Below are 16,667 nucleotides of genomic sequence, written 5' to 3' on the forward strand. Positions count from 1 at the left end.
CCGAATGGGTGGGTTATAGCCAGAAGCTCACGGCATACCACCCCAGCACACCCATCACCACGGTGTACGGCAACGCCATCCACACCATCCGCCCGTACGACAGTCGAATCAGCGGTGCAATCGCCGAGGTCAGCAGGAACAGAAACGCAGCCTGACCATTGGGCGTCGCCACGCTCGGCAGGTTGGTGCCGGTGTTGATCGCAATCGCCAGCGTCTCTAAATGCTCACGGCTCATGTGGCCGGAGATGAAGGCCTGTTTGACTTCGGTGATGTAAATGGTCGCGACGAACACGTTATCGCTGATGGCCGACAGCAGGCCGTTGGCAATAAACAGCATGCCCGGCTGTTGATCCGCTGGCAGCGCCAACACCCACTGGATCAAAGGCGTGAACAGTTGCTGATCGTGAATCACCGCCACCACCGCGAAAAACACCACCAGCAGCGCTGTGAACGGCATGGCGTCCTTGAACGCGTTGCCGATACGGTGCTCGTCGGTGATGCCAGTGAATGCGGTGATCAGCACGATCACCATCAAGCCGATCAGGCCGACCTCAGCAATATGGAACGCCAACCCCGCAATCAGAATCAGCGCTGCCAATCCCTGCACGATGAGCGCTGCCCGTTGGCGCGAGGTGCGTTCGGTATTGTCTTCTGCAGCGTAATTGGCCAGCACCGCACGCACGTTGTCCGGCAACAGCGTGCCGTAACCGAACCAGCGAAGCTTCTCCAGCAGGACGCAGGTCACCAGGCCCGCCACCAGGACCGGCAATGAAACCGGGGCGACTTTCAGAAAGAACTCAGCGAAGTGCCAGCCCATCTCGTGGCCGATCAGCAGGTTCTGCGGCTCACCGACCAATGTGCAAACACCGCCCAGTGCGGTCCCCACGGCACCGTGCATCAGCAGACTGCGCAGAAAGGCGCGGAATTGTTCGAGGTCGGTGTGATGGAGGGTGGGCAGGTGCTTGTCATCGCCAAACTCGCTGTCCTGACGCGGATCGTTGCCGGAGGCGACGCGGTGGTATACCGAGTAAAAGCCGACGGCTGCACTGATGATCACGGCGGTCACGGTCAAGGCATCGAGAAACGCCGACAGAAACGCCGACAGGAAGCAGAACATCAACGCCAGCAGCGCCTTGGAGCGAATCCCGAGCAGCAGCCGTGAAAACAGAAACAGCAGCAGGTCTTTCATGAAGTAGATGCCGGCCACCATGAACATCAGCAGCAGGATCACCGGGAAGTTGTGCACCAGCTCGTCGTAGAGTGCCTGGGGCGTGGTCATCTTCAGCAACAGTGCTTCGATCAGCAGCAGGCCACCAGGCATTAACGGATAACACTTGAGCGCCATGGCCAGGGTAAAGATGAACTCCAGCACCAGCAGCCAGCCGGCCACCACCGGGCCGACGGTCCACAGCGCCAATGCGTTGAGAATCAGGAAGCCGACAATGCTTACCTTGTACCAGCGGGGTGAATGCCCGAGGAAATTGTGCGCGAACGCCTGAGCCATTGAGCCGGGCATCGGCTACTCCTTGTATTAAGAAGCGCGCAACTTGCCGTAAACGGGAGGGAAGATCAAGTGTAGGAAAACTGTGCAGGCCTACCCCAGATAGCGTGCGACGATCGCTCGATAGTTGCCGTCCAGTGAATAGCCTCCGACGACGATGTTTCCATCGGCCTGCATGACCACTGAAGTCGCGGTATCCAGGCTGCGGCCAAGGCGGGTGCGAACCCAGCCAGCGCCATTGCCGAAGCTGCGATCGCGTTGCCCGTCGGGTAGATGCCGCGCCAGAATGAAATCCGCCTCGACGCCGCCGATCGTGGCCCCGACCGTCACCACGCAGCCGTCCGGCAGTGCCTTTGCGTCGGTCCACTGGCAGCCACTGTGACCGATTTCCAGCAATTGGGCCTGGCCTCCATTGCAATGAATGTCCGGGCGGCCGTTGCTGTGTACTTTCAGTGCCAGGCAATGCATCGGGTCGCGGCTGCTGCCAAAGCACTGCACATCGCCATTTTCCTGTTGGACGATCTGGCTGACCTGAGCGCTATATCCCCGTGCCTTGAAGGTCATGAAACCATCCACGGCGAAACTTTCGTCGAGTCTGCCGTCGGTGTGATAGCGGGCCAGCAAACCTTCTTCAGGGAAGTTGATCGACCCGCCCACCAGGATCCGGCCGTCTCGTTGCACCACCAGGCTGCTGAGCCAGGTGTTCATCAACAAGTGCCTGACAATCACGAAGCCACGGCCGTTGAAGGAGTCGTCCAGTGAACCGTCGGTGTTGAGTCGTATCAGCATGCCGACATGATCGGCCAGTTCGAAGTGATGATTGGCCTGCAGCAGGATTCGACCATCCTCCTGCACGCAGACATCGCAGGCTTCTGCGCCCGGTATGCCAGGTGGTAGCCAGGTGTCACGCACCCCTTGGGAAAGACCGCCCGGCAGACGCACGACGCAGCGGCCATTGTCGCCAAAACATTGAGCCGGCCGACCATGCTGATCAAACAGGGCGAGGGCGGGCAGTGTCCGGTGAGCATTTTCGTAGTGCAGGCCGGCTACCAGAATGTGCCCATCGGCCAGTACGTGGACTTTGCCGGCCATAGCCTCGAAGCCGTGTTCAAATTGCCCGATGACGCTGCCTTGAATGCCAAACGTCAGATCTGCCGAGCCGTCCTCGAGCAAGCGTGCCACGCCGAAGCGGCTACCGCCTGGCTTTCCTACCTTCGCCGCGACTAACAACCTGCCACGTGAATCAAGCGCGACCCCGTTGGCCATGCTTGAGAGGCTGCCAGCGAAATACACCTGGGTTTTGCCAGACGAGGCAAAGGTTGTATCAAGATTGCCGGCGTTGTTCAGGGTTGCCGGTAGTGCAAACGCAGTCTGGATTGACATGCACGCAGCTCCTTGCGAGTCGTCCTGAACCAGGAGTTTGGGTGGCGACTGTATAAGGAAACATTCAATCCCTGAACGCCTGGTTGCACAACTGTCATAACTAACAGGCGGAGGGTCGCTGTGTGCCAGAACAGTGTCTTTTCGAACCATTGACAAGCCTGCCAAGTAATTGGGCACGTGCAAGTTCGAATAATAATCGGGGAGGGTGCGGGTTACCGTTTAGTAACCCGCAAAACGCTTAGTGTGGCATCGACCACGATAGGAGTTTGTAACCCTCCTCACTCAATTCCGCACGTGCTGCTTCAAGCAGGCATTCAAGTTGCGCAGGATCGGTATAGGCACTGCTTGGAATCTGCTTACGGCCGATGCTGCGGGTGTTGGTGCGATCGATAACGGTCAGGCTGAGTTCGCCATTGCCGTCTTGTGGGGCCCAGGCCACGCATTGGAACGGTTGGAATGCGCGGTCGGCAATCAAAAGAGCTTCGTTGATGCGCAGCGGAGCGTTCATGGGGGTTTCTCTCTGTATGCCCAATCAAATGATGTGCCGTCGGTTGGGCTTACCGTTCGGCTGGTTACTTGTACTGATGCCCGCAACCGGGGGGCGGGTCACATACAATTAAAAGAAATATCAACTTTCTTTCATTGGCTCAAGGTTCGGACAGGGTTTAAAGCTGAATGAAAGGCAGGACTCGTTAGGTAACTAACTAAGTCGCTTCTTATAACTAATAACGCAACTGCTCTATAGTCAAACGGTACAAGGTCACGTCAAATTATTGCTAACGTTACAGCCAGGTCCGCCAAACGACTGTTTTTAATAATATTTCATAAATTTGGCGCCAAGGAACAGCCATGATCGAAGCGCCTGCCTTACGACGTCTGTTAGTAGTGGACCCTTGCGACGACTGTCATCGTCTGCTGCCGGTTTTGCGCTCTGTGGATTGGGATGTTGACAGCTGTAGCCTGGAAAATGCTGCCGACAAAACCTGCGATGTCGGCCTGTTGCGTTTGCAGCCTTTCCACCTCGAACACCCGGAAGCCGTCAAAGAGCTGATCAGCCGTAGCGGTACCGAGTGGATCGCCGTACTCAACCAGGAAGTCCTGCGATTGCAGAATGTCGGGGACTTTGTTTGCGAATGGTTTTTCGATTTCCATACCTTGCCATTTGATGTGTCCCGGGTTCAGGTGACGCTGGGCCGGGCATTCGGGATGGCACGCCTGCGTGGGCAGGGCACGGTTCACATTGATCAACCTGAGCACGAGCTGCTTGGCGACAGCAAGCCGATTCGCGAACTGCGCAAGTTGCTGAGCAAGCTGGCGCCCACGGAGTCTCCGGTATTGATCCGGGGTGAAAGCGGTACCGGTAAAGAACTGGTCGCCCGCACGCTCCATCGACAATCCCAACGTCACAGCAAACCCTTTGTCGCGATCAATTGCGGCGCAATTCCCGAACACTTGATCCAGTCCGAACTGTTTGGCCACGAGAAGGGGGCCTTTACTGGCGCCCATCAACGCAAAGTCGGGCGGATCGAAGCGGCTAACGGCGGCACGCTGTTTCTCGACGAAATCGGTGATCTTCCCCTGGAGCTGCAGGCCAACCTGTTGCGTTTCCTCCAGGAAAAGCACATCGAGCGGGTGGGTGGCAGTCAGCCGATTCCCGTGGATGTGCGGGTGTTGGCCGCGACCCATGTCGATCTTGAGGCTGCGATCGAGAAAAAACGCTTTCGTGAAGACCTGTATTACCGCCTGAACGTGTTGCAGGTCGCGACCGCACCCCTGCGTGAGCGCAATGGCGATCTGTCGATGCTGGCCAACCACTTTTCCCATTTCTACAGCCATGAAACCGGCCGCCGTCCGCGCAGCTTCAGTGAAGACGCCTTGATTGCCATGGGCAAGCATGACTGGCCGGGCAATGTGCGCGAGCTGGCCAACCGGGTACGTCGCGGGTTGGTACTGGCCGAAGGCCGGCAGATCGAAGCGCGAGACCTGGGGCTGATCAGCCAGCAGGCCATTGCCGCGCCGATGGGCACGCTGGAAAACTACAAGCACCGGGCAGAGCGCCAGGCCTTGTGCGATGTACTTAACCGCCACAGCGATAATTTGAGCATCGCCGCCAAGGTGCTGGGGATATCCAGGCCTACCTTCTACCGTTTGTTGCATAAGCATCAGATACGTTGAGCTGCAAGTAAACGCTCTGAAAATTTGGAGCAATAAACAACAAAAAACCCGCCGAAAAGCGGGTTTTTTGTGGGTGCCGGGTTAGAAGTAGTACGGGAATTTCAGGCTGAAGGAAAAGTCTGGCGAGTCGTCGGTCAGGCCGATGGCCAGGTTGGGTACGATCGTCAGGTTATTAGTGGCTGCCAGGGTCATGCCGATGTTGAAGTTGGCCGAGTTGTAATCGCTGTTGGTAATCGATTGCCAATCGCCACCGTCCGGTTTGATCTTGCTCTTGCGAGCGAACTGGTCGGTGAACGAGAACGACATACTCATCTTCTCGTTCAAGGCGAATGCAATACCGGCGCCGACCTGCCAGGAATTACCCAGTTTCACGTCCCCGGGCACCTTGGAGTTGACCTGAGGGCTGATGTCGCTGAAAGAGTCTTCAAGGTTGTAGGTGTAGGCCAGGCTGCCGAACAGCACGGCCGGGTCGTAGGTTTTGACCAGCGAGATACCCGGGGTGATCGACCAGACACCGTTGCCAGTAGGCAAGTCCTCGGGAATCGCAAGGTTATCGTTGTTCGGTTCCTGGACCAGCTTGATGCCGTATGGATCCTTACCGGTCGGCGCCTTGACGCGCAATGTAACGACTGCATCGGGCAGGTTGGCCGACTCATCCAGAAACTTATAAGCAACACCAAAGTTCACATCGCCGATGGTCGGGTCGCGGGTAACGGTGGCGTCCGACGTCACCGGTCCTGCGCCACCGGCGCCACCGGAGGAATACGTTGATTCGCGATAAACCACAGGAACGTTAATGTCGAACTGCCAGCGTTGTCCCGTGTTGTAGCGCGCGGTCAGGTCCAAGGTCCAGTTATCCGCCTTGATACGGTCGATGTTGATGTTGCCAAGAAAAATCGAGTCCAGTGCCAGAAAGCCATTGAGCGTCAGCGCACGGGTATCGTAGTGCGTGTAGGTCACGCCGGTTTCGAGGCTGAACTTGCCACCACCGAAGAAGCCGCTGGCTTCGTCATACAGATTGGAAACGCTTTGCGCAGGTTCCGAATCATCCTTGAGTGATTGGCCGTACGAACTGCCTGTGGTTCCCGGCGCACCGGCGGCCACCGTCTGGCCACCCTTGGGCGTTTCGGCAGGGGATTTGGTCAGGCGTTTGGGAACCGGTGTCGCAGGTGTTTCTTCGACTTGGCGAACGCGTTGCTCGAGTACCATCAGCGCGTTCTGTTGTGCTTCGTAACGCTGTTTCAACTCCATGAGTTCTTGTTTTAATAATTCGACCTGGGGGTCCGGTGCTGCGTATAGCAGTGGGGCCGGGGCCAGGCTACTCAAACAAACGATAGCTCTGAACGTTAACGATCGGTGCATGGGTTAGGCGTCCCTTCTGACTTCATCTGATGAGACTGAGCGTAGATCAGAATCCTTGAGTGCGAAGACCTTTGAGTTGGTCCAGGTTGCCGTTCAGGGACCCGCCTGTTGGCCCGTTGTCGCGCAGCACGACATTGAGGGACGTGAGGTTGCTGACATGGTTGCCACCGCCGAGCAACGTCGTGTTCTGCATCAGCCCACCCTGGGCCAGACGTTGTACGGTACTGCCCTGGTTATTGTTGGCCACGATGTTGAGTTGCACACCCGTACCGGTCGAGGAAATGCTCAGCGAGCCAGCGCCATTGGCGCCGGACAACGTCGAGCCTGCGGCCAATGCCTGGCCCTGCTGTTGCGTTGCTGGCGCTTGGCTAGCCTTTGTGACGTTGATCTCAACGTTGTTGTAGGCAGTGTTATTGTCGCCGGCAGCACGCACGACTTGAGTGACGCCTTCGGTGCTGTTGAGGCCGCTGCCGCCAGTGACGGTACCGGAGCCTTGCGAATTCGCTGAGCCACTACCTTTTTCGTTGATTATCGACACATAGAACTGTGGCGTGATGGTCGATTGTTGAATTTGCATCGAGGAAGTTGCCCCGATCACTTCACCGTTGGCATTTTGCCAAGTGCTGGTCATGACAAGGCCGAAACTTATGATTCGTCCCGGCATGACATAGCGGCCTCGCAGGGTTGCCAATTCCTGATCGTTCAGTTCAATGGGTTTGAATATCTGTGCCTGGGTCGGCAGGCTGGCGGCCAGGCAAACCACGGCCAGCCAGATTGGAGTCTTCATTGGAATGCTCCCGGAGCGTCGTGCTCCCTTGTTATTAGAAGAAGTCGCTTTGGATGAATCCGAAATCCATCAACTCTGCGTCTTGCACCGGGCTGAAGGTGTTGATGCGGTTCTTGGCGCTCAGTGGCAGGGGTGGATCGAGCAACACATTGGCTTTGTCATAGCCCTGGCCGATGACGGCAAAGATGATGCCGTTCCAGCCTTTGACAAAGTCGTCGACTTTGTAGCGTTTATGACCGAGTACCGGATCTCCGATATATACCCAGCCCTTATGGACTCTTTGCATGACCACAAAATGTTTGTAGCCACGGATATCCATGAGCACCACCACCGGAATTTTGATTTCGCTCAAGGTTTCCGTCGCTACCCGGTAGCCACGGGCGCGCATGCCGATACTTTCCACGTAGCGCTTCATGTCGAGCATGGAGAAGCCCTGGACGCGGACAAGATCCTGATCGGAATGTGACAGCATGCCTTCGATGATTTGTTCTTCGTTCACGTCCAGCCAATAGGCCTGGCGCAAAATGGTCGCTAGCGCAGCTGCGCCGCAACTGAAGTCGGTTTTCTGTTGCACCAGATCGGAAAATTTGCGCTCACGCACGCTTTGGATCGGCTTGAACACCACCGCGCCGCCCGGCAGGACGGAAAACGGCAGTTGTGCAGCCTCGCTCACACTGGCCAAGCAAAGCAAAAATGCCAAGGCGATAATGCGCATAGAGGGACGCCTTCTGGTTGTGTTGAAAAAGGCCCCCAAAAGGGGGCCTCCAGAGACAACAATTAGAACGATTGGTTGGCAATGGACAGCGAGTTGCTTTGTTGGTTACCCACACCGGCAGCTACGTTGACGCCCAGGTTGCCACTGCCACCATTCACCGAACCGCTCAGGGTTGCAGTGTTGGTTACAGGGTTTGCCCAGCCAGTTGGAGTCAGCACTTGATAGGAGTAGGTGTTGCTCAGATCATATGAGCTGCTTTCACTGTAGCTTTTCGCTTTGTCATACGCAGATTCGGACGACTTGCTGCCCGATTTATCGTACGAGGAGGAGGACGATTTATCGTAGGATTTATCGTACGATTTTGCGAACGAGGAATCGCTCGATCTGTCGTACGAGGAATCGTGCGATCTGTCGTACGAGGAATCGCGCGATTTGTCGTACGATTTGTCTATCGATGCATTGAGCGTTGCGTCGACCGATGCGTTAAACGATGCGTCGGAAGACCTGCTGCGGGTGCGATCGCCATTACCGTTATTAAAGGTAGTGGAACTGGAAGCCGCCGCAGCAGCGTCCAAAGTAGCGTTCAAGGAAGCACTCAAAGAAGCACTCGAAGAACCGCTTGCATTACTGCTGTTGGAACCGCTTGAATTACTGCTGTTGGAACCGCTCGCATTACTGCTGTGAGAACCGCTTATATCAACGCTTGTGGAACCGCTGGCTGCAGAGTTCTTGGAGCCGGCCGCGGCCCAACTCGAAGAAGCGCTTTCACTGCCGCTAGCCGAGAACGACTTATCCTTGGAAAAACTACCGCTGGCCGTGTTGGTAACGGTGATCGTATCCACACGGTAGGTCCGATCAGCGTCGTTATTCACTGTCAGGCCAGGACTGCTTTGGTTGGCAGAGGCGGTGGCGTGTGCGTTACCCAACGGGGAGTTGGAGTTGGCAATTGCCATGGTGTTTTTCTGTTGGTTAAGGTCGCCGCCAGCAACGTTGACCCCCATATTGCCGTTGCTGCCATCAGCCGATCCGCTCATCACAGCAGAGTTTGTGGTGCCGTAGTTGTGGACCTTGTTGTTGTTGCTGTATTGCATGACTTTAGCGCTGGCGTCGGCATTGCCGAACACGAAGCTGTTATCGAGGCTGGAGGAGGAACCAGCGTTTGCGATGGCGGCCGCGTTGTCTTGTTGGTTGCCGGCGCCTGCTGCCACGTTGACGCCGACGTTGCCGCTCGAGCCCGAGGCAGAACTGCTCATCTCGGCTGAGTTCTGAGTCCCTTGGTTGTAGATGCTGTTGCCGGTATTGGTCTGCTTATCGTTCGCATTGGCGGTCGCGTCAGTATGGATCCATGTTGGAGGAGGGGTGTGGTTATCGTTGTTATGGTGACCACGTCGATCGTTCTGTCCAGCTTGAGCAGCAACAGCCAAGACCGCAGCGATTGCAAAAACCAGAGGTTTTATTGCCATCGAAGGTTTCATGGTGATTCTCCGTACTTATTTTAGGTTAAGTGTTGTACCTACCTGTTTGGGTCAATCCGTGACCCGTACGCTCAGGGTATTGGCCGTTCGGTTTCCCACCCCGGCGCTCTGATTCAACTGGATCACCCCACGGCTACCGGTGAAGGCCTGATCGCTGGTAGCGACTTGGCGATAGCCTGGTGCAGAGTCAGTTGGATCGGAGTTAGTGATCAGCGTCACGTTCTGTTGCCTTAGGACGCTGTCGTCGATGCTTTGCGGCTGAGTACTGATGCTTATCCTCAGGGCATTGGCTTGCTGGTTGCTGGCCCCCGCGCTCTGGTTGACGCCCAGTACGCCGTTGCCGTGGCTGAAGGAGTCGCCTTGAATGCTGGATCGAGCATCGATTCTGGGGTCGACCACCGTACGCAACCGTTGGCGAATCTGTGTGGTCGCGCTGGCTCCGTGGCCAACGGCAATGGCTCGGGCGTTAGCCTGTTGCTGTAGATCGCCGGCAGCCTGGTTGACCGTGAGGTTGCCGTTGTACTGCATGCCCGAACCGTCGATGTCGGCGTTATTGATGACGGGAGGTTGGGCAAAGGTCGATGCACTGCAAAACATGGCGATAATCAGCAGCGTACGATTCATCTTAACGGTCTCCCGTTATGACTTTCAGAGCACCCAGGCCTTGCTGGACGCTTGAATTGACCATGTTGGCAATACCGTTGCCCGAATTTCCCGAACGTCCAGCGGGGAGGTTGGAAAGCTGGGTCTGGTTGGTGATATTGCCGCTCAGGTTGTTAGAACCTTGAGCAACCAGGCGTGTGATACCTGCACCACTGGCGACGTTGGCAAAGTCACCGTCGCTCAATTCGCTCGTTTGACTGAGGACGTATTTGGACGGGTTGGCATTGGCGGTCGTGGGGCTAGGATCGGGAATCATCGGCGCACGCGTTGCCATGCGCGGTTGGACATCACGTTTGATAATGATGATGCCGTTGTCAGCTTGTACGGGCAGACAGACACTTGAGCCCAGTGCGCATCCGATCAGCAGGAGGCTATAGAAGTTGTTTTCAAGTTTCCCCACGGCGGCAATTCCTTCTGTAAGTGGAACGCTGGCCCTTATCAGCGTTGCGAGGAAGAGAGCAGAAGGTGTGCCGGTTTTGGTTTTTCTTTTAAAAACAGTTGGTTGGCTTTAATTGTCGAGGTGGTTAATAAATTTTGTAACGCCACTGAGACAGAGCCGCGCAAAAACGCCGTCCATGCAGGCGGTATTGCTCGCTAGGGGCGCTGAAGGCAGGTTGTATCAGTGGCTTAACATTTTTATGCTGGATGGCTTGAGCTGCTTTAGCTCGCTTGTTTGCGCAGAGGTGGGTGTTTCAGGAATGGACATTTTCGGCAGAATGGGGGGCCGTTTCAGGTCTTGAACAAGTGTGTCACAGCCTCGAATGCCGCGTCCTTGCGCTGTTTCCAGTCACCTTGCAGCACCTGGCAAGGCTGGCGGTGCAGGTCAAGCCATTGGCGGCTGGCCTGGAAAAATGCCTGGCGTTCTGCCAGTTGCGGTTGGCAACGCTGCCCGTCGTCATGCCAGGCCACGGTTTCGGGGCTCAGCAGCAAATGCAGGTCGTAGTGCCGTGTCAACAATGCTTGCTCGACCCACGTCGGGCAAGCGCCAAACAAGGTCTGGCTCCAGAGGATGTTGCTCAGCAAGTGAGTGTCGAGAATCAGCAAATGCGGCTGCCGGGCGCGTGCCTCGTCCTCCCATTTCAGCTGCCCTCGGGCGATTTCCGGAATGTCGGTCAGGCAGGTGTCTCGTGGGTTTTGTTCGATGAACCAGCGTACATATTCGTCTACCAGGACCCCGCCGAAATGCTGTTGTAACTCGGCTGCCAGCCAACTCTTGCCGCTGGATTCGGGGCCTGTGAGTACCAGAACCTTCATGTGCGCAACGCCGGATCGGCCCGCCATTCCCGCCAGCCTTGCACGGCAATCAGGGCGAACAGCGCGTAGAGCCCAGCAGTCAGGTACAGGTCTTTGTAGATAAACAGCCCGACGAAGATCACATCCAGGGTGAACCACAGCGGCCAGCATTGAACGCGTTTTTGCGCCATCCATAGCTGCGCCACCAGGCTGAAGCCAGTCAGTGCCGCATCGAGCCAGGGTTGTGCGGCATCGGTCCAGTTCGCCATTGCAGCGCCCAGCAACAGACTGCCGACCGCTCCAATGACCAGACTGATAGCGACCGATTTACCATCGAGTCGGCTAACCTGCCGACCATGGCGCGCGCCCCCCGCATGCGTCCACTGCCACCAGCCATAGAGCTGCAATGCGGCGTAGATCACCTGCAGGAGCATGTCCGAGTAGAGCTTTACCTCAAAAAAGATCCAGCTATAAAGCAGCACCATGACCAGACCGATCGGCCAGCACCAGGGGTTCTGTTTGACCGTCAACCAGACGGCAATGACACCGAGGGCAGCGGCAAACAGTTCAAGCCCGGACATGGAGGTTCCTTGGGGAAGTCGAAGAGGGTGCGGATTGTAACGGCAGTCGCTGCCAAGTAGAACCGGCGTGCGCCGCCCTTTGTAGCAGCTGCCGAGCCTGCGAGGCTGCGTTCGGCTGCGAAGCAGTCTTCAATCCTGTCAGCAAGATTTTTCTGACACGCCGTGGAGTCTGATTTCACGACTGCTTCGCAGCCGAACGCAGCCTCGGCAACTGCTACACAGGGCTGTGGTTACACCCGGAACTGCTTGAGCAGCCCGTTCAACTGCTCACTCAATTCCTTCAGATGAACGCTGGCCACGCTCGACTGCTCGGCCGCCAGTGCCGTGCTGTGGGACAAACCGGCCGCCTGGGTGACGTTCTGGTTGATGTCCTCGACCACATGTGCCTGTTGCAAGGTTGCGCTGGCGATGGAGGCGTTCAACACGTTGAGGTTGCGCAGCGCCTGGCCAATGGCATTCAGGCTTGCACCGGCCAGGCCAGCCTGCTCGATGGTCAACTGCGATGCAACGCTGCTGTCGCCGATCACTTTGACCGCCGCTTCGGAGTGGCTTTGCAGGCGTTCTATCATCGACTGGATCTCGGCCGTGGACTTCTGGGTACGCTGGGCCAGCAGTCGCACTTCATCGGCCACCACCGCAAAACCCCGACCTTGCTCGCCGGCCCGGGCGGCTTCGATGGCTGCGTTGAGGGCCAGCAGGTTGGTTTGCTCGGCAATGGAACGGATCACTTCGAGAACGCTGCCGATCTGCGTGCTTTCGGCGGCCAGGGTACGGATCACCTCCACCGCCTGATCGATGGTCGACGACAGCTTGTCGATCTGTTGCAGGCTGCCATCGATGTTGACCTGGCCTTGCTGCGCCTGAGACTCGGCATCGCGCATTTCGCTGGCGGCGTGCTCGGCGTTTTTCGCGACGTCGTGTACGCCATACGTCACTTCATTGATGGCAGTGGCCACCAATTCCATTTGCTGGGACTGTTGCTGACTGCGTTGCTGGGCCTGGACGGCGTCGTTGCCCAGTTCGCTGGAAGACTGGCCCAGGGCACTGGCGGACACTTGCAGTTCTTTGATCACCCGTCGCAGCTTGGCGGTGAAGGCGTTGAAGTGGCGTGCCAGTTGCGTGACTTCATCCTGGCCATGAGTGTCGAGGCTGCGGGTCAGATCGCTCTCGCCGCTGGCGATGTTGGCCATGGCGTTCACGGTTTCCTGCAGTGGACGCACGATGCTGCGGGCAATCAGGATGACCAGCAACGCCATGATCAGGGCAATCACCAGCCCCACGAACGAGGCCTTCCAGACCTGGCCATAGAACTCGGCCTGCATGTCATCGATATACACGCCCGAACCGATCACCCAGCCCCAGGGTTCGAAGAGTTTGACGTAGGAGGTTTTTTCTACCGGTGCGCTGGCGCCCGGTTTCGGCCAGCGATAGTCGATGGTGCCGGCCCCCTTGGACTTGGCGACGGCGACCATTTCGTTAAACAGGGCAAAACCGTCCGGGTCGCGGATCGCCGAGAGGTTCTGGCCATCGAGTTTCGAGTTGGCCGGGTGCATGATCATCACCGGCGTCAGGTCGTTGATCCAGAAGTAGTCGTTCTGGTCATAGCGCAGACCGCGAACGGCGCTCAGTGCCTGCTTCTGCGCAGCATCGCGGGTGAGCGTGCCGGCGGTTTCGAGGTCGTGGTAATAGGTCAGAATGCCACTGGCGGTTTGCACCACGTGCTGGGTTTTCTGGGCCTTGGCGTGGTACAGGTCATCGTGAATCTGCTTGAGCATCAAGACGCCCAACGTCATTAGCATCAGGACGGCCACGATCAAGATGAGCCACAAACGTCGGCTGATCGACATACTGCGCAAGCTGTTCATAACGCTGTCACTCCGAATTCTTTTTCTTGTAATAAATGATCGCCAGCATCCAACCACACTTTGCCAATCTGCCATATCCGACCCAAGTCCAATAACGCGGCAGCGCTAATCAAGCTTGTCTGATAGGATTTCGGCCCCGCACGGAAAAACCTGAATCCAACTTGATTTTTCACGGAATTTTTACGGTTTCGTCTGGATCCTGTGCGCGCGGGACTTCAGCTACGCTGATCGCATTGAAACGCTCAGACAAATATTAATGGGGCATGCTTTTGCGCGTCGCCTTTGGGGGATTGATGGATCTTTGGACGGCCTTGCAGGCATTGATTTTAGGGGTTGTAGAAGGGCTGACGGAGTTTTTGCCCATTTCCAGTACCGGGCACCAAATCATTGTGGCGGACTTGCTCAACTTCGGTGGCGAGCGGGCCATCGCTTTCAACATTATTATTCAGCTGGGGGCGATTCTGGCGGTGGTGTGGGAGTTCCGCCGCAAGATCATCGATGTGGTGACCGGTTTGCCAACACAGCCCGGCGCTCGCCGCTTTACCGCAAACCTGTTGGTTGCCTTCATGCCGGCCGTGGTTCTGGGGGTGATTTTTTCCGATTTGATCCACGAATACCTGTTCAACCCGATCACCGTCGCGACGGCGTTGGTGGTAGGCGGGATCATCATGTTGTGGGCCGAAAAGCGTCAGCATGAAGTGCATGCCGAAACCGTTGATGACATCACCTGGAAAGACGCCCTGAAAGTCGGCTTCGCCCAGTGCCTGGCGATGATTCCCGGGACGTCACGCTCCGGCTCGACGATCATTGGTGGCTTGTTGTTCGGGCTGTCTCGCAAGACCGCTACCGAGTTTTCGTTCTTTCTGGCAATGCCGACCATGGTCGCTGCGGCCGTTTACTCGGGCTACAAATACCGCCACCTGTTCGTCCCGTCGGATTTTCCGGTGTTCGCGATCGGCTTCGTCACCGCGTTCATCTTTGCAATGATTGCCGTCAGGGGGCTGCTCAAGTTCATCGCCAACCACAGCTACGTCGCGTTCGCCTGGTACCGCATTGCATTCGGCCTGGTCATCCTGGCCACCTGGCAATTTGGCTGGGTTGACTGGGCCGCGGTCAAGCCATGAATGACGCCAGCGCGCGCAACAACCCCGGACGCAAACCCGCAGGAGAGATTCGCAATCTTCAGCTGAAATTGTTGGTGTTTGCGGTCCTGTGCGCGCTGCCGCTGTACGGCTCGATGTCGTTGTGGTTGCGCGGGGTTTCCGTTATTCCCCTGGCGGCGTACGGGCTCGTCAGTCTGCTGGCATTCTTGCTGTACTGGAGCGACAAGCGCAGGGCGCGCGCCGACCATTGGCGCACACCGGAGAACGTGTTGCATGCGGTGGAACTCGCCGGAGGCTGGCCGGGCGCCTTACTGGCGCAGCAGCTGTTTCGGCACAAGACGCGCAAAGTGTCGTTTCAGCTGTTGTTCTGGATGATTGTTCTGCTGCACCAGGTGTTCTGGATCGATCAATTGTTTCTGGGTGCAAATCTGCTGGCGCTGCTTTAAAGCAGCAGTCCCACCTGGGTGCGCTTGGGCAACTTGCTCACCACCAATTGATGGGAACGCCGCAACAAGCCTTGCAGCTCTTCAGGGCCCAACGGGTAGGGCGTTTCCAAGATGATCCACTGAGCCCGCGCCAGATACGGCGCCGGGCGAATTCCCGGGCGGTCGCAATGACCGAGAAACAAGTCCTTGTCGACCTTGAAGGCCAAGGATTCGCCCCGTAGATTCTGCAAGGCGAACATCTTGTTCCCCGCGATCGAAAACACCCGTACGCCACCCCACTTGTAGTCTTCCCGCGCACCCGGCAGCGCGAGACAGAATTGCGCGACATCCTCTTCGCTCATACGTCCAGCCTTCATATCAGTCGGTCCCCACAGGCATTGAATGATTCGATCAAATGGTCGAGCCAGGCGCGTACGGCTGGCATCACCCCGCGCCGATGAGGGTAGACCGCTTGCAGCCAGCCACCAGGCAACGACCAGTCGGGCAGCAACTGTACCAGCGAGCCGTTTTCCAGTTCCTGCTCGCAATACATCATCGGCAGCATGGTAAAACCCTGGCCGGCGAGGGTGCAGGCCTTGCGCACGATAAAGTCATCGATGCCCAATCGCGCTTCGAGGGTGAGATCGCAGCTTTTGCCCTGTTGGTCGAGCATGCGGATATGCACCAGGCGGTCGGCCTCCAGAGCTCCGAGCACGGGAAGGTTTTTCAGGTCTTCGGGGTGGTTGATTTCACGTCCGTGCAAAAATCCGGGGCTGGCGACCATCGCCATCTGCGCCTGGCGCAAACGTCGGGTGACCAGCAGCGGATCCTCATCGCCCAACTCACGCACCCGCAGCGCCACATCGACGCCCTCGGTCACCAGGTCGACGCGGCGGTTGAGCAACATGACTTCCAGTTGGACCTGAGGATACTTCTCAAGGAAATCGCTGATCACTGTCGGCAGAATTTCGTGGGCCAACCCGACGGGGCAGGACACCCGCAAACGCCCACGAGGTTCGCTGGACATACTGGCAACGGCTTCGTCGGCCATTTCGGCTTCCAGCAGCATTGCCTGACAGTGCCGCAAGTAACGTTCGCCCACGGCGGTCAACTTCAGTTGTCGGGTGGTGCGTTGCAGCAGGCGCGCGCCGAGACGCTCTTCCAGTTCGGCGATGCGCCGCGACAACCGCGACTTGGGAATTCCGAGCAAACGCCCGGCCGCGGCGAAGCCACCGGCTTCAACCACCTTGGCGAAGTAGTAGAGATCATTGAGGTCTTGCATGGTGGGAGCTCGATTGTTCTATCAGTGGGACGAACTATCGCATTGTTGCAGTCTAATCAGCTATTGGTTTCGCCTGTAGGATTCTCCCCATCAGATCGCCTCGTAGCGATCCTCACC

Annotated in this window: 17 protein-coding genes; 3 read left to right on the top strand and 14 right to left on the bottom strand. The window is 57.3% G+C overall.

What is annotated here, in order from left to right; translation table 11 throughout:
• Window positions 1-13 precede the first annotated feature (13 nt).
• From nhaB to MO767_RS01870, 3 genes are all read right to left on the bottom strand, one after another.
• A complete protein-coding gene (gene nhaB, locus MO767_RS01860; protein WP_282479152.1) occupies window positions 14-1,516 on the bottom strand; it encodes a sodium/proton antiporter NhaB in 1,503 nt (500 codons plus the stop codon).
• 78 nt (window positions 1,517-1,594) lie between these two features.
• Window positions 1,595-2,884 (bottom strand): hypothetical protein, encoded by a 1,290-nt coding sequence (locus MO767_RS01865; RefSeq protein WP_282479153.1) that lies wholly within the window; start codon window positions 2,882-2,884, stop codon window positions 1,595-1,597.
• Between the two features lie 238 nt (window positions 2,885-3,122).
• Window positions 3,123-3,392, bottom strand: coding sequence for a hypothetical protein (locus MO767_RS01870; RefSeq protein ID WP_282479154.1), 270 nt, complete (start codon window positions 3,390-3,392; stop codon window positions 3,123-3,125).
• Window positions 3,393-3,733: 341 nt separating this feature from the next.
• Here MO767_RS01870 and MO767_RS01875 point away from each other — a divergent pair, with 341 nt between their 5' ends.
• Complete coding sequence (locus MO767_RS01875; RefSeq protein WP_282479155.1) at window positions 3,734-5,059, top strand: sigma-54 dependent transcriptional regulator; 1,326 nt, start codon at window positions 3,734-3,736, stop codon at window positions 5,057-5,059.
• Window positions 5,060-5,140: 81 nt separating this feature from the next.
• Here the strand turns inward: MO767_RS01875 and MO767_RS01880 are convergent, their stop codons facing one another.
• The 9 genes from MO767_RS01880 to MO767_RS01920 form a co-directional block, all read right to left on the bottom strand.
• The gene (locus MO767_RS01880; protein WP_282479156.1) at window positions 5,141-6,421 is read right to left on the bottom strand and encodes a hypothetical protein; all 1,281 of its coding nucleotides are present in this window, start codon (window positions 6,419-6,421) and stop codon (window positions 5,141-5,143) included.
• Window positions 6,422-6,467: 46 nt separating this feature from the next.
• Window positions 6,468-7,208, bottom strand: coding sequence for a hypothetical protein (locus MO767_RS01885; RefSeq protein WP_282479157.1), 741 nt, complete (start codon window positions 7,206-7,208; stop codon window positions 6,468-6,470).
• 34 nt (window positions 7,209-7,242) lie between these two features.
• Complete coding sequence (locus tag MO767_RS01890; protein WP_282479158.1) at window positions 7,243-7,923, bottom strand: C39 family peptidase; 681 nt, start codon at window positions 7,921-7,923, stop codon at window positions 7,243-7,245.
• 62 nt (window positions 7,924-7,985) lie between these two features.
• Complete coding sequence (locus MO767_RS01895) at window positions 7,986-9,398, bottom strand: heme utilization protein (RefSeq protein WP_282479159.1); 1,413 nt, start codon at window positions 9,396-9,398, stop codon at window positions 7,986-7,988.
• A gap of 51 nt (window positions 9,399-9,449) precedes the next feature.
• Window positions 9,450-10,022 carry an adhesin gene (locus MO767_RS01900; RefSeq protein WP_282479160.1) on the bottom strand — a complete coding sequence of 191 codons (573 nt, stop codon included), beginning with the start codon at window positions 10,020-10,022 and terminating at the stop codon, window positions 9,450-9,452.
• Window position 10,023: 1 nt separating this feature from the next.
• On the bottom strand, window positions 10,024-10,461 hold the full coding sequence (locus tag MO767_RS01905; RefSeq protein ID WP_282479161.1) for a hypothetical protein: 438 nt from the start codon (window positions 10,459-10,461) through the stop codon (window positions 10,024-10,026).
• Between the two features lie 329 nt (window positions 10,462-10,790).
• Window positions 10,791-11,315: an AAA family ATPase gene (locus MO767_RS01910; RefSeq protein ID WP_282479162.1), complete on the bottom strand. Its 525-nt coding sequence runs from the start codon at window positions 11,313-11,315 to the stop codon at window positions 10,791-10,793.
• Window positions 11,312-11,875: a nicotinamide riboside transporter PnuC gene (gene pnuC / locus MO767_RS01915; RefSeq protein WP_282479163.1), complete on the bottom strand. Its 564-nt coding sequence runs from the start codon at window positions 11,873-11,875 to the stop codon at window positions 11,312-11,314. Before pnuC ends, MO767_RS01910 begins: the two co-directional genes overlap by 4 nt.
• A 230-nt stretch (window positions 11,876-12,105) precedes the next feature.
• Window positions 12,106-13,740, bottom strand: coding sequence for a methyl-accepting chemotaxis protein (locus MO767_RS01920; RefSeq protein ID WP_282479164.1), 1,635 nt, complete (start codon window positions 13,738-13,740; stop codon window positions 12,106-12,108).
• A gap of 293 nt (window positions 13,741-14,033) precedes the next feature.
• Here MO767_RS01920 and MO767_RS01925 point away from each other — a divergent pair, with 293 nt between their 5' ends.
• Entirely contained in the window at window positions 14,034-14,864 is an 831-nt protein-coding gene (locus MO767_RS01925; RefSeq protein WP_282479165.1) for an undecaprenyl-diphosphate phosphatase, read from the top strand.
• Window positions 14,861-15,289 (top strand): DUF1294 domain-containing protein, encoded by a 429-nt coding sequence (locus MO767_RS01930; protein ID WP_282479166.1) that lies wholly within the window; start codon window positions 14,861-14,863, stop codon window positions 15,287-15,289. Before MO767_RS01925 ends, MO767_RS01930 begins: the two co-directional genes overlap by 4 nt.
• Here the strand turns inward: MO767_RS01930 and MO767_RS01935 are convergent.
• Entirely contained in the window at window positions 15,286-15,645 is a 360-nt protein-coding gene (locus MO767_RS01935; protein WP_282479167.1) for an MmcQ/YjbR family DNA-binding protein, read from the bottom strand. The genes MO767_RS01930 and MO767_RS01935 overlap by 4 nt on opposite strands.
• Window positions 15,642-16,550 carry a LysR substrate-binding domain-containing protein gene (locus tag MO767_RS01940; RefSeq protein WP_282479168.1) on the bottom strand — a complete coding sequence of 303 codons (909 nt, stop codon included), beginning with the start codon at window positions 16,548-16,550 and terminating at the stop codon, window positions 15,642-15,644. The genes MO767_RS01935 and MO767_RS01940 overlap by 4 nt, the downstream gene beginning before the upstream one ends.
• Between the last annotated feature and the right edge of the window lie 117 nt (window positions 16,551-16,667).

Origin of the sequence: Pseudomonas sp. UYIF39 (genome assembly GCF_029963765.1) — a bacterium.
In the GTDB taxonomy this organism is placed as follows: domain Bacteria; phylum Pseudomonadota; class Gammaproteobacteria; order Pseudomonadales; family Pseudomonadaceae; genus Aquipseudomonas.